The organism is Vibrio sp. Vb2880, from assembly GCF_033337975.1.
In the GTDB taxonomy this organism is placed as follows: domain Bacteria; phylum Pseudomonadota; class Gammaproteobacteria; order Enterobacterales; family Vibrionaceae; genus Vibrio; species Vibrio alginolyticus.
In genome coordinates this window covers 336,773-349,786 of sequence record NZ_JAWORT010000001.1, presented here as the reverse complement: position 1 = coordinate 349,786, position 13,014 = coordinate 336,773, and the positions used below count along the sequence as shown (strand labels likewise).

The window sequence follows — 13,014 nt, the reverse complement described above, 5'->3', positions numbered from 1 at the left end:
TAGGGAGGTTACCTCATTCGTCGCATTGGATTGAACCATTGCCACGGTTCGCGTTAAGCGACACCCATTACTCGTTTGTACTTTTCGACCGATTGCTGGAAAAACGCCTTTTCATCAGCATCGTTAATCTTGGACAACTGTTCTTCTATTGCTTCAGGACCAGATTTGGCCTCTCTGAGCTTCCAAACCAAAAACGACGCCTGCTTATCCAGTTCGATTTTGTTTTTTTCGTCAGGCGGCAATAGGGATAGATTAAACGACATTCACAGCCTCAAGGTACTTTAAATACTAGCCGGGCACTATATCACACAGAGTTACAATTACAGAATAGAAACGCACTTAACTTGATCGATTTCAAGTTAACTATTTAGGCACAGCGCTGATTTTCAGTGCTTTTGGTAAATGCTGTTCGAATATTTGTTGTAATCGAGTCTTGGTAACGGGTTTAGCCACGAACTCGTTCATCCCAACATCGAAGCAATGTTGCTGATCCTCTTTAATGACATTGGCACTTAGCGCAATAATTGGAACGTGTTTCCCCCACTCTCCCATTTTTCGAATTCGCTCCGTAGCAATAAACCCATCCATCACAGGCATTTGGCAGTCCATAAAAATCAAATCGAAAGGCTGCTGATCACACAGCTGCAATGCTTCTTCGCCATGGTTGGCGACACTCACTCGCACACCCAGTTTTTCTAACATGATGCGAACTACCTTCTGATTGACGATGGTATCTTCAACAACCAATACCCAAGGTTTATCATTATCTTGAGGGCTGATTTCGTTGTCTTCCGCTTTCGGGAAATCTAATACATTAAGTTGGTCGGTATAGGTCGATTGCGCATTTATTACAGCAACAGGAATCGAAAATTCAAAACAGCTTCCCAGCCCAAGCTCACTTGTTAGTTGTATTTCCCCTCCCATCAAGTTAACCAACTGTGCAGCTATCGCCAAACCAAGCCCTGTCCCACCATACTTTCTGGTGGTACTACCATCAGCTTGTTGGAAGCGTTCGAAGATTGCTTGTTGGTGCTCTTTCGCAATACCAATACCAGAATCCACAACTCGAAACCGGATATGAGCGGTCTCTCCATCAAGTCGAGACAACGCTACAAGAAGCTTCACATGGCCGCGCTCGGTAAATTTAATCGCGTTGCTCAACAAATTGTTCAGAACTTGTTTCAATCGTGTGGCATCACCTTGCACTTCGATTGGCAAGTGAGGATCAATATCGCTGAGCAGCTGTAAGTTTTTCTGCTTGGCTTTGACACTATGTAAACTGATGACATCGTCAAGTAGCTCGCGAAGATCATAGCTCGTGTATTCCAGCTCTACTTTGCCAGCTTCAACTTTAGAGAAGTCCAAAATGTCGTCGATGATCGTCATTAGTGAGTGAGAAGAACTGTCAATGATCTCTACAAACTCTTTTTGCTGGGGATCGAGGTCGGTGTCATTGAGCAACGACGACACACCAATAATGCCATTCATCGGTGTGCGGATCTCATGACTCATAGTGGCAAGAAACTCACTTTTCTTACGATTAGCGACTTCTGCCCTATCGCGTTCAGCCTCTAACTCAGTCTGGTGCTCTTTCACTTTCTCAACACTTCGGTTGTATTTCTCTGCCAAAACACTCACTTCATCAAAGCACCATCGTTTAGGGAGAGTCACTTTACTCGGCACTGTACCGCCACGAAAATCGCTCACCGCACCAGACAGCAATTGTAACGGATTGACCAACAAGCGAAACGCCACCCAAAGAACACCAATGATGAGGACAAGAATTTTGATCGCTTCTGTCGTAAGTAGAAAAAAGAACTGCTGCCAAAGATCTTCATATATCGCGCTAAGATCCGATTGAACCGTTAATATCGCGAGATCATACGTTTTATCGCCGACCCGATACTGCATCGGCCAGCTTCTCTCGACAACATCCTCAGAAAGCGCCGAACCTAATTCAATGATAACTTCGTCTTCACTAGCAATACGTAAGTAGTCCACCGAGGGCATACGCATTGCACCTTGAGCTTGTGTCAACAACAGCTCCCTATCCTCTACCCACAAACTCGCAGAAAAGCTCGATAAATAGCTAGACTCAACCTGCTTTAATTCAACATCTAAATGGGCTAAATCTTCGTGAAAAACTCGATATAAGCTCACTGTAGAAATGATGACCGTAAAGATTAAACTCAACGTTAATACCGCCAACATAAGTTGGTTGCCGATACTAAAACGACGTTGAGATCGCTCTTTTTCATCCATATGAAACCGCTCCGATAAACTTGCGCTACTCTAAATATAGCTACGCACAAATAATAATCGAGGATACGATGAAAAGACTTCTACTTAGATTGGCTTTTAGCTTAATTGTTGTAAGTTCTCATGTGACCGCAAATCAAGTGAACTATTACGTCATTGCTGAACAAGCTCGACCATTTCAAATTGAACAACAGGGACAAATGCACTCCGGAATTGTGACCGATATCGTCAGCGCTATCTTCGCGGAGTCGGATTACCAAGTGAATTATCATACTTATCCATTTAAACGTATGATTTCCATATTGGAAGAAGGCGCTGAGCCAAACTGGTTAACTTATGGCAGCCCGAACTGGGGCAAGGTGCAATCGGAAAATTTATCTGAGGAGCCCATTTACACTGTAAAACATGTACTGGTGTCGAGTAGCGAGAAGCCTTTAGAATTCAAAAATATGGATACGATGCATGGTCGTTCTATTGTATTACTGCTGGGGTTTGATTATCCAAATTTAACACCGTTCTTTGAAAATGGCAGTGTCAATGAAATGCGTGTGAAAGACTACAACGCCGCATACCGAGTGATAAGCCGAACCCCTGGAGATACAGCTTTTGTCGAGATGGAATCCCGAGTCCTTTACAACTTAAAGCGACTCAATTTGCCGTTAGAGAATTTTCAGATACAGCCTTTCAGCTCGGTTATTCCTGACTACTCAATCTACCTGGCTTTTTCACCTCAAATGCAACCAGAAACTCAAAATTACATCAATACACGACTCGTTGAATTAAAAACCTCAGGGGAAATTGATGAAATCATTCAAAAGTATCAATGAATCAACTCATTAACAAAAACGCCAACGATGATACGTTGGCGTTTTTGTTTCTGGGAAATCTGTAGCACTTACTTAGTGTGGTTAACAAACTTAGGATCAAACATGTGCCCCAATTTACTCGCCTTGGTTTGCAGGTAATATTGATTACTTGGGTTATTCCCTTCTTGTAATGGCACTCGTTCAATGACGTTAATATCAACCGCTTTTAAGGCGGCGAGCTTGCGTGGGTTATTCGTCATTAGACGCACAGCGTCAATCCCCAAATGCTCTAGCATTCCTTTACAGAACGCGTAATCACGCATATCAGCGGCAAAACCTAAACGCTCATTTGCTTCCACGGTATCTGCGCCATCATCTTGTAAGTGATAGGCACGAATTTTATTAATCAAGCCGATTCCACGCCCTTCTTGACGTAAATAAAGCAGCACGCCACATCCCTCTTTGACGATGTTTTGTAGCGCTCTATTAAGCTGAAAACCACAGTCACAACGCGTGCTAAATAGAGCATCTCCGGTAAGACACTCCGAATGCAACCGAATAAGTGGTGCTGCACTTTTTGTTGGCTCGCCATAGACCAGAGCAAGATGCTCTTTATTTGTCGCGGCTTCAATAAAGCCGTACATCATAAATGTGCCCCACTGGGTGGGCAATTTGGCTTTATCGATAAACTTCACGAGATTGTAAGGCTCAACATGTCTCAGCTCTGCTCGAACATTCATCAGAATCTCTCCTAGATGATTTTCTCCTTTACCATCTCCCCCGTCTCCCCAAAAGGCATCTTTATGAGAATGCTCTGTTAGGCAAGCGTTACCCGTTCTCATTAATTGCTGCGCTAATGGTGGATTTTGTAGAAACTTTTCCCTAACGATGAAAGCCATAACAGCCAACTTTATATCGTCCCAATCGCTTCTGACAAAGTGTTCGTATTTGCGGCTTAAAGCAAACGCTTCATCAGGGGTGCTTGCGTGCTGAATTTTACTTTGCAACTGAGCATCGAGAAACTTTTGGGCTTGGTAATAATGTTCGCTGGTGGGCCAAGTTTGGGAGGAGATATTGACTGGGGCATGGCAAAAATTTGAGAGAAAACCGTGGGGCTCATCGGGCTCATAAAAAAGGATTTGATCAACCATACTTGCGCTCCTTGCTTTGTGGTTGCGATAATCAACAAAAAGCATATCGCTACTGATATATCTAGTAACACAAGGTCAGATTGTCAAACTTCTTCGGGACGGGACGTGAGTGTGAAACTCGTGCTTTTGAGGCGCAAGACAGATAAATGGAGGTTTTGAATAAGAGAGTAATAGAGTGACAAAATAAAAAGGGCAGTCCGTCGACTACCCTATGGGTTGCTAAACCAACCTGAGGCGATCAGTGTATCAAGCCAAGCTCCCTTGCTTCTTCAATGGTCAACCCACTTTCACGGATCTCACGTAACGCTTCAATGCGTCTTCTGGCTTCTGCTGATTTCACTGTTTTCTCTGGCTTCACAACGGTTTCCTCATCAGGTAATTCCCATTTGTGAGCGATGTTGGTCATCTCGTCATGGTCGATAGAATTAATGGACATATTTCCTCCGAACACACCATGTTTTCGATGCGTAATCTATAGCAAAACCGGAACAAGGTGGTAAGAAAAACTGTAGGGAAATGTGACCCCTCCCGCCCTTTCGTTAACTCCTTAATAGATTCATCATTTAAGTTTTGCCAAGGGACAAATTTACGATTAAATTTGAGTAATTCCCCCTACGAAAAGTGTGCTGATCTAGCTCTCAATTCTGCTCTTCTTTAGTTTTATCAACGACGCATTACACCACTTCCTGTTTCACCTAACTTTCGAGTCACTTCACTGATTCATGGTTTGATACTTTCTAAAAACCGCCACACCTGATAATGATAATAATTATCTTTTAGATTGGTTAGGTGTTTATATGGATGGTATTAACTTAAGTCATGCATACCACAATGACCCGGTCATCCAGATCCGAGATTTGTGCGTCGATTACATCACTGATAATGGTGATTTTAATGCGGTAAAGTCCGTCAGCTTTGATATCGGCAAAGGCGAAGTATTTGGTCTTGCCGGTGAATCTGGATGTGGTAAAAGCACAATCGCATTCTCAATAAATCGTCTTCATAAGCCGCCAGCGTTCATTTCTGGCGGTAAAATATGGTTTGATGGCAAGGATATCCTTAGTATCTCAGACTCTGAACTGACCGCTCTAAGGTGGAGTGAAATCGCCATGGTGTTCCAGAGCGCGATGAACTCACTCAACCCTGTCTTAACGATACAAGAGCAATTTGCAGATGTGTTACGACACCATCAAGGCCTCACTAACGCTCAAGCAAAAGATAGAGCAGAAAAGTTGTTGGACTTGGTCAATATTCCTCGAGAACGCTTAGCAGAATATCCTCATCAATTTTCAGGAGGAATGCGTCAGCGCTTGGTGATAGCCATTGCTTTGTCTCTAAATCCAAAACTGATCATTATGGATGAGCCCACAACAGCATTAGATGTAGTGGTACAGCGAGAAATTTTACAGCAAATTTATCAGCTTAGAGATGAGTTCGGTTTTTCAGTCCTCTTTATCACTCATGACCTGGCACTCATGAGCCAACTATGTGATCGAATTGCAATCATGCGTCACGGAGAAATCGTCGAAGTCAATCGAGCATACGATATACGCAATCATCCTCAACACCCCTACACGCAAAAGCTATGGGCTTCTTTCCCAAACATCCATGACGTCCACAAACAACCAGAGTTACAAGGAGCGTAACCATGAGCCAGCCTATCATCCAAATGAAAAATGTGATTAAAGAATTCAAAGTGGGCGGTGGTTTAGCGAAAGAGGAAACCTTTCGTGCGCTTCAAGGAGTGACTTTTGATCTGTACGCAGGAAAAACCTTGGCTTTGGTTGGAGAGTCAGGCTGCGGTAAGAGTACTTGCGCTCGTTTAATAACCAAAGTCTATCCAGCAACGCAAGGCGAGATCCTTTTCAATGGCACTGACATAAATGAGATCACGTCACGATCGGCTCTACAAGAATATCGCAGTAAAGTACAAATGGTGTTTCAAGATCCGTTTGGCTCTCTCAATCCAACTCATACCATTCGCCATCACCTAACACGTCCTTTAAAAATTCATAAACAAGTCAAAAACGAGCGCGACATCCCAGCCCGCTTGGAAGAGCTTCTAAAGCTGGTGGAACTACCTGAAGAGACATTGAATAGGTTCCCTCACGAACTCAGTGGTGGGCAACGTCAGCGAGTAAACTTAGCAAGGGCTTTAGCGGTAGGTTCGCAAATCATTCTTGCGGATGAGCCTACGTCTATGCTGGATGTTTCTATTCGCTTGGGAGTGTTGAATTTAATGCAACGAATGAAGCAAGAACTGGGAATTGGTTTTTTATACATCACACATGATCTGGCGACTGCGCACTACATCGCGGAAGAAACCGCAGTAATGTACAAAGGGCAAATCGTTGAATGGGGCGACACTCATTCAATACTTAAGAATCCGCAGCATCCTTATACTAAGCTGTTGATTTCTGCCGTTCCTGATCCTGACTTACCTTTTGGTAACTTAGTGAAAAATGAGCCAAACTATTCGATAGATGCCGATGAAATTCGTCAACGTAGCAGCATAATTGTCGACGAATTTGATCAAATAGGGCCAAATCACTATGTAAAACAATGGACTGAGGCAGCGTAATGGATTTGAGTACTTGGCAAGATCAAATCGCCATGTGGTACGAACAGCGGAAACATGATCAAGTAGAAAAATTGGAAACGATCTTATATCAGGTGCCTGATGACGTGTTTGGACCCGAATTGAGTGATCTTCAAAGTAAAGCGATTGCTTGCTGGTTGGATGGATGTTTACGCGTGTTTCAACATGCAAGGTACCAAGACCCTCAGAAAGCATATCAAACCTTGCTTTATACGAGTGCAAAGCTTGAACAAGCAGCATGCCAAGTCTCGACTGATATTCTGATCAAAGATTGGTGTTTGAGACGACTTCAGCATCTCACCGTTGTGGCTTTAGAGTTTTGTAATCAGCAGTGTGATCAAAACAAGTGGCTGGAACAAGCCCATAGCTTAATCGAATCACATGTTGCGTTGATGCGTTCATTACATTGGAATGAACCCAAGAAGCATGATCAAGGTTTACCTCATTAGTCCGGAAAAATGATCAAGGCTTAATTAGCGGAATTTTAGGCAAAAAAAAAGCGAGTTTCCTGAGGAGAAACTCGCGAAGTCTATTCAGAATGAATGTAACAATATGAGCCAATCTATTAATCATCAGAAAGGACAAAAGGTTGTCTATTCGGGATAAATAGTAGTATTAGGCTTAGCTTCTAATGTCAGTGGTTTGTAAGAGTTAAGTCTGTTTTTTATCATCGAAAGACATTGTTACATTTCAAACCGATACATCACACCTATAGCTTGATACACATCAAGCGACACTTTTAAATCGCCATTTCATCCAAGGCACGAAATACCATTTCATCCATGTGACCATCGAAGATTTGACGACAAACTTTCCGACGCACCGCTAACCCCGCAATCAGGCGCTCGATGGTAAGATGCTTAACATCGTTCTGGGTGTTAAACAGCTCGACGGTTTTACTTAATGTCTCATAAGGAATCGGCTCATCCCCTACCCTTAGCCAATCGAGCTTCTCTATGTAATCTGAGCACTCTTCTTTGATTGAGGCATACGAGTGCCCTGTCATCGCAGACAAAGCCGTTATACTGCGTTCTAGAGCCTCTGGTGAGGTATATTTAGATAGAGTAATGGTGATCTCATCAGCATTGATCTCTACCAAATGTTTTCTTTGCTTCACGCGTCGCCCTAAATTTCCTCTTGGAGACGGTGCTTTGCGTTGAATGGGCTCAAATTCGCCATCTATGATGCCTGAGAGCTCCTCAAGCTGCTGTCGGGTTACCATCTCATTACGAAGCGGGTTTGGCAGCGTAGGCGCCATGTTGCGCTTGCCTGCGTTGGTTGTACGAGCACGTGAGTAACGCAGTACCTCTTCGACGTCACATTTGATGTCGATCTGGTAATCCATCACTTTATCATTCTCGATCATAGTTTCGATCGTTAAGTGATAGCCCCATAAGTTCACCACAAAAAGATCGTCTGTCCCTTTGCCGTCTGACAAGCGTTTCAGCTCACGGATCAGATCCATTGAGAACCGACGCCATTCAATGTTACGTGCAAGCTTCTGATTTAACTCGCTCAACAGCATGCAATCTGTGTGTCGGCGCACCATACGGCTACGGAAAAACGAATACAGCTGGAACACCAACGTATGCTGTTTCAGGATTTCTGGTGGGAACAAGAAGAAATAATCGCGTGTTAGTAGTTCTTCGTAGAACGACGGTTCCCACACCAAGATGTATAAGTTGGGTTTAATACGAATTTCGCCATCACTGCCCTCAACGGGCGCTTCTTCTGAAGCCGTGATGGTACGGGCTAAGAAGCGGAAGCGGTCACTCTTAAAGCCTTCGGGCATATTTTCACTGAGCCATCGGCCAGTGAGTTCATGCAGTTGGAAATCGGTAAACTCGATACGATCGATACTGTCACGGATGGAATCACGAGCTGGGCCACTGTCTTTTTTGCCTCTGAGCGACAAAATATCAGTGATGTATAGCGGCGTTTTGTTTGGTACGTGAGCCGCATCAAGCTGATACTGATCTTTGTGATGATCATGATACTGAACCGTTAACGTGAAGAGAGCGAACAGGGTCATGAGATCATCCACAGTCATGATATTTTTGGATGATCGCGTCTCAATAACGGCTTTTGTGCCAGAGATCGACACCATGGATTTCTGATAACTTTTTCGAGTTCTTGGTGGCGCAAGTGCTTGGTCAATGATCCCAGCCCAATTTGTTGGAGATACAACAAATTGATCGGCTTCATCTTTCATCGTGGGAGGTGTGTTTAACCCGTGCTCATTCAACAAACGTTTGTTTACTTGAGTCTGAGCCAATGCTTTCGAACGTTTTTGTTTTTCGTTCTGGCGAACTTTGTCGGTAACAAGACTTGTTGCTCCCAACACAGATATAAGCTGATTGGGATTCACAAATTTATGTAGCATCGTTTTACCAGCAAGTCCCTCTTCAAAACGCACTGGAGTTTGAGTAAATAAACCAATATTTACTGCCGCGCGCAAACGTTGTTGCAGGGCTGCACGTGTGAGTTGCCCATCTGTTGCTTCCACAATCTCTGTGGTTGAAACCAAACCATCCTTGCTGCTGAAGCCTCGTAATGAGATCAGATTAAGCAACTCTAAGATGCTTTTGGTCACCCCTTTGAAATGTTGGTACTGCTCTACCCAATCCGCAGAGGATTCATGTACCTCAAAAAGATGGCCATCTTTGTGGCTTCTCGGTGCTTTAATCAGAATTTTTTCATCAGCCGTCATTTTAGATCCAGATCACACTAGCCGTAGTTGTGCTATGGTTCCGAAGAATAAAGAAAAACAGATCATAAATAAAGAAAAAAGATTGTTTTTTAAATAACTGATCTTTTTGATTAATCTGATCTTAATTGATTATATGATCTAATGATCTGGCTTGAAATTTTTCGCTAAGCTTTTGTTCTATAAGACTATTATTTCCATGTATTTCGGAAGTATGATCATAAGAAGTCTGAAAGTATGATCAACAATAACCTGAAAGCATGATCATATTTATTCGTAAGCATGATCATTAAGGTTATGAAAAGATGATCAAAAGAGTCTTGAAACGATGATCATGATGTTTTTACAGGTTATCCACAGATGCAGTATTTAATAATGATCTTCACGATGATTATATTGTGCATTGATGATGTTATTTATACTCGGACCGATGATCAAGAGCCAATATATCTATCGTTCTGGCGCCCATATTGATGAGATATCACTCATCTGATTAAAATATATTCAAGTCGCTCATATTTAGAAGTAAATCCTAGTCTCTGCTTATTTACAGGAAGCATGATCATGAGAGCGTGATTTATCATAGCAACTTGAGCAATTTCATTGTTCCGGCTTCTATACCGTCAATTTCTGCTCAATCCCCCATTCTGTCTGCACTCAACCGTAAATCAGAGAAGAAAACTCATGCTTCCGACAGATTCTAAGGCTTGATCATATTTCCGATTAATGGATCTTATTTTATTTGCGTGTTTACACCGTATTCTGCTCTATTTTTCCATGATCATGCTTTCGGATTTGTTTATTAACACGGAAGCATGATCATAAGTATACCTTGATCATACTTCCATAGATGTTTCGCTGGAACTGCCCTATTTTGTTCGGAGACATGATCAAGGTGTTCAGGTCTTTATTGTTCCGATATTACTTACTATTTTTCGTTTAAATTAGGTTGGTCTAACATAATCCGTAATTTAGCTTAAGATTATAATCGTTCCGGTAGAAAATTGATTTACATTGTAAATGAGTGACGTTGTAACACTTTTTATTTTTAAGTTTAGGTGTCCACTTATGAGAAGATTATTTGATTAAAAATAGTTATCTTTTTGACCATAAATCATAAAAGCGTCGATTTGGGTGTTTTTTTATGTGATGGTCATTCAAAATGTTCGTGCACCTTTTTGTTGTTTTTGGTCTTTACTGCTGTACAATTGCAATTATAAATCCTTCCAACGGAATTTGGCATGAAAAGAGAAAAAACGATTGAAAACCTTCTTGAGTTAGCGGAGCTGACTCAGCAGGTTCAAGCTGACCGTATTGAAATTGTTTTAGAAGAGCGAAGCGATAACTACTTCCCACCAATGTCGAAAGCGATGATGGAAACCCGTTCTGGTCTAACTCGCCGTAAGCTCGACGACGCGATTGGTAAAATGGAAGCCGCTGGGCATCAATTTACCAAAAACAACGCGAATCATTATTCAATTACGTTAGAAGAAGCACACATGCTCATGGATGCGGCTGAAGTGCCTAAATTTCATGAGCGTAAAAAGAATTCAGGTAACAAACCTTGGATTATTAATGTGCAGAACCAAAAGGGCGGTACAGGTAAATCAATGACCGCGGTTCATTTAGCGGCATGTTTAGCGCTAAATTTGGATAAACGATACCGTATTTGTTTAATCGACTTAGACCCACAAGGCTCGCTACGTTTATTCCTCAACCCGCAAATCAGCATGGCAGAGCATGATAATATCTATTCTGCGGTAGACATTATGTTGGGTAACGTGCCTGATGGTGTGGAAATTGACAGTGAATTTTTACGTAAAAACGTATTGCTGCCAACGCAATATCCGAACTTAAAGTCGATTTCAGCGTTTCCAGAAGACGCGATGTTTAATGCGGAAGCATGGCAAACGCTATCTGAAGACCCATCACTCGATATCGTCCGTCTGCTGAAAGAGCAACTGATTGATAAAATTGCTGATGACTTCGATATCATTATGATTGATACCGGTCCACACGTTGACCCATTAGTATGGAATGCGATGTATGCATCAAATGCCTTGCTAATTCCTTGTGCGGCTAAGCGTCTGGACTGGGCTTCAACAGTAAACTTCTTCCAGCATTTGCCTACGGTATATGAAATGTTCCCGGAGGACTGGAATGGTCTTGAGTTTGTTCGCTTGATGCCAACCATGTTTGAGGACGACAATAAGAAGCAAGTTTCTGTTTTAACTGAAATGAACTATCTTCTAGGTGACCAAGTTATGATGGCTACTATTCCTCGTAGCCGTGCGTTTGAAACCTGTGCCGATACCTACAGCACAGTATTTGATCTGACAGTAAGCGATTTTGAAGGCGGTAAGAAGACACTAGCTACCGCGCAGGACGCTGTTCATAAAAGCGCACTGGAATTAGAGCGTGTCCTGCACTCTAATTGGCCGTCATTGAATCAGGGGTAATAAGTAAATGGCTTTGAAAACGTCTGAATTAAACGCGAAATTATTTGGCAAAACGAATAAGCGTCGTGTTGTGACTCCGCAAGAGGCGCAAACTGCGGCAAAAGAGAAAGCTCAAACGATTGAACTAGCAGTTGCAGGTGAAAATATTGTTCAGTTTGAACTTGTGCGTATTCCTGCAAATAAAGTTGCGACAGAAACAACAGTATTTGTTGATAACGCTCGTGAGCAATCGTTCTTAAATGAACATGCTTTATCTGATGTTTTAGTCACACTCAAAGAGCGTGGCCAACAATATCCAGCTGTAGGTCGTAGAACTGAAGATGGCAAGATCGAAGTTTTAGATGGTAGCCGTCGTCGCATGTCTTGTATCCTCGCTGAACAAGATTTTTTGGTTTATGTTGCTGACAACATCAATACTGACCATGCTAAGTTTTTGTCTGATGTGGCAAATGCTCACAAGCCGCTCTCTTTATATGAAAAAGGGAAAGAGATGCAGGCTAAGCTTGATAGTGGTGAAGCTGAAGATCAGAAAGCATTGGCAAAAATGTTCCAGTGCAGTGAAGCGTTGGTAAGTGGCGCTTTAAAAGCCGCAGCATTACCGTTAGAACTGCTTCAAGCGTATCCGAATGTTGGCGATCTCGGTCGTCCAACTATCGTGAAACTGCACAAACAGTTTTCAACGCTGACGCCAGAGCAGCAGCAAGAGCTGTTAGATAAATGTCGCTCTAGCGAAGGGTTTTTATGGCAGCGAAGCACAGCTCAAGGCGTTGCTCGTCTGACAAAAGAAGTCACGGAAAGCATCGAAAATTGGATTACTGAACTTGCACCAGCAAAACCTGGCAAGAAGACGGAAAAAGTCGACTTAGTAAAAGGTCGAGCAAGCTATAGCCGAAAAGGTAGCAGCCTGGCGTTGAACTTGAAGAAAGTTGATGACAGCTTAATGGAAGAGATTCTTGCGTTTGTACAAACCAAACTGCAATAACAAATGATGATTGAATCAACCGCCTCCGGGCGGTTTTTTTATATCTGAGAA

General features: G+C 42.6%; 11 protein-coding genes. 6 read left to right on the top strand and 5 right to left on the bottom strand.

The window, feature by feature from the left end; translation table 11 throughout:
* Positions 1-53: 53 nt before the first annotated feature.
* Together R7M92_RS01495 and R7M92_RS01490 are read right to left on the bottom strand one after the other, a co-directional pair.
* Positions 54-263 (bottom strand): DUF3283 family protein, encoded by a 210-nt coding sequence (locus R7M92_RS01495; RefSeq protein ID WP_005374484.1) that lies wholly within the window; start codon positions 261-263, stop codon positions 54-56.
* A gap of 100 nt (positions 264-363) precedes the next feature.
* Complete coding sequence (locus R7M92_RS01490) at positions 364-2,262, bottom strand: ATP-binding protein (RefSeq protein WP_053303972.1); 1,899 nt, start codon at positions 2,260-2,262, stop codon at positions 364-366.
* A 68-nt stretch (positions 2,263-2,330) separates the two neighbouring features.
* Between R7M92_RS01490 and R7M92_RS01485 the strand changes: the two genes are divergently transcribed.
* Positions 2,331-3,086, top strand: coding sequence for a substrate-binding periplasmic protein (locus R7M92_RS01485; protein WP_005383196.1), 756 nt, complete (start codon positions 2,331-2,333; stop codon positions 3,084-3,086).
* A gap of 68 nt (positions 3,087-3,154) precedes the next feature.
* Here R7M92_RS01485 and ribA read toward each other — a convergent pair whose 3' ends face one another.
* Together ribA and R7M92_RS01475 are read right to left on the bottom strand one after the other, a co-directional pair.
* Entirely contained in the window at positions 3,155-4,216 is a 1,062-nt protein-coding gene (gene ribA / locus R7M92_RS01480; RefSeq protein WP_256901206.1) for a GTP cyclohydrolase II, read from the bottom strand.
* Between the two features lie 238 nt (positions 4,217-4,454).
* Entirely contained in the window at positions 4,455-4,652 is a 198-nt protein-coding gene (locus tag R7M92_RS01475) for a PA3496 family putative envelope integrity protein (RefSeq protein ID WP_005374493.1), read from the bottom strand.
* A 361-nt stretch (positions 4,653-5,013) separates the two neighbouring features.
* Here R7M92_RS01475 and R7M92_RS01470 point away from each other — a divergent pair, with 361 nt between their 5' ends.
* The 3 genes from R7M92_RS01470 to R7M92_RS01460 are packed head-to-tail and all read left to right on the top strand — an operon-like array spanning position 5,014 to position 7,264.
* The gene (locus R7M92_RS01470) at positions 5,014-5,862 is read left to right on the top strand and encodes an ABC transporter ATP-binding protein (protein ID WP_005374497.1); all 849 of its coding nucleotides are present in this window, start codon (positions 5,014-5,016) and stop codon (positions 5,860-5,862) included.
* 2 nt (positions 5,863-5,864) lie between these two features.
* On the top strand, positions 5,865-6,797 hold the full coding sequence (locus tag R7M92_RS01465) for an ATP-binding cassette domain-containing protein (protein ID WP_170889913.1): 933 nt from the start codon (positions 5,865-5,867) through the stop codon (positions 6,795-6,797).
* The gene (locus tag R7M92_RS01460; RefSeq protein WP_318132536.1) at positions 6,797-7,264 is read left to right on the top strand and encodes a transcriptional regulator; all 468 of its coding nucleotides are present in this window, start codon (positions 6,797-6,799) and stop codon (positions 7,262-7,264) included. Before R7M92_RS01465 ends, R7M92_RS01460 begins: the two co-directional genes overlap by 1 nt.
* A 290-nt stretch (positions 7,265-7,554) precedes the next feature.
* Here R7M92_RS01460 and R7M92_RS01455 read toward each other — a convergent pair whose 3' ends face one another.
* Positions 7,555-9,525 (bottom strand): replication initiator protein RctB domain-containing protein, encoded by a 1,971-nt coding sequence (locus tag R7M92_RS01455; protein WP_005374502.1) that lies wholly within the window; start codon positions 9,523-9,525, stop codon positions 7,555-7,557.
* 1,238 nt (positions 9,526-10,763) lie between these two features.
* Between R7M92_RS01455 and R7M92_RS01450 the strand changes: the two genes are divergently transcribed.
* Together R7M92_RS01450 and R7M92_RS01445 are read left to right on the top strand one after the other, a co-directional pair.
* A complete protein-coding gene (locus tag R7M92_RS01450; RefSeq protein ID WP_005374503.1) occupies positions 10,764-11,981 on the top strand; it encodes an AAA family ATPase in 1,218 nt (405 codons plus the stop codon).
* 7 nt (positions 11,982-11,988) lie between these two features.
* Positions 11,989-12,963, top strand: a complete 975-nt coding sequence (locus tag R7M92_RS01445; RefSeq protein WP_005374504.1) for a ParB/RepB/Spo0J family partition protein — start codon at positions 11,989-11,991, stop codon at positions 12,961-12,963.
* The last annotated feature ends 51 nt before the right edge of the window (positions 12,964-13,014 follow it).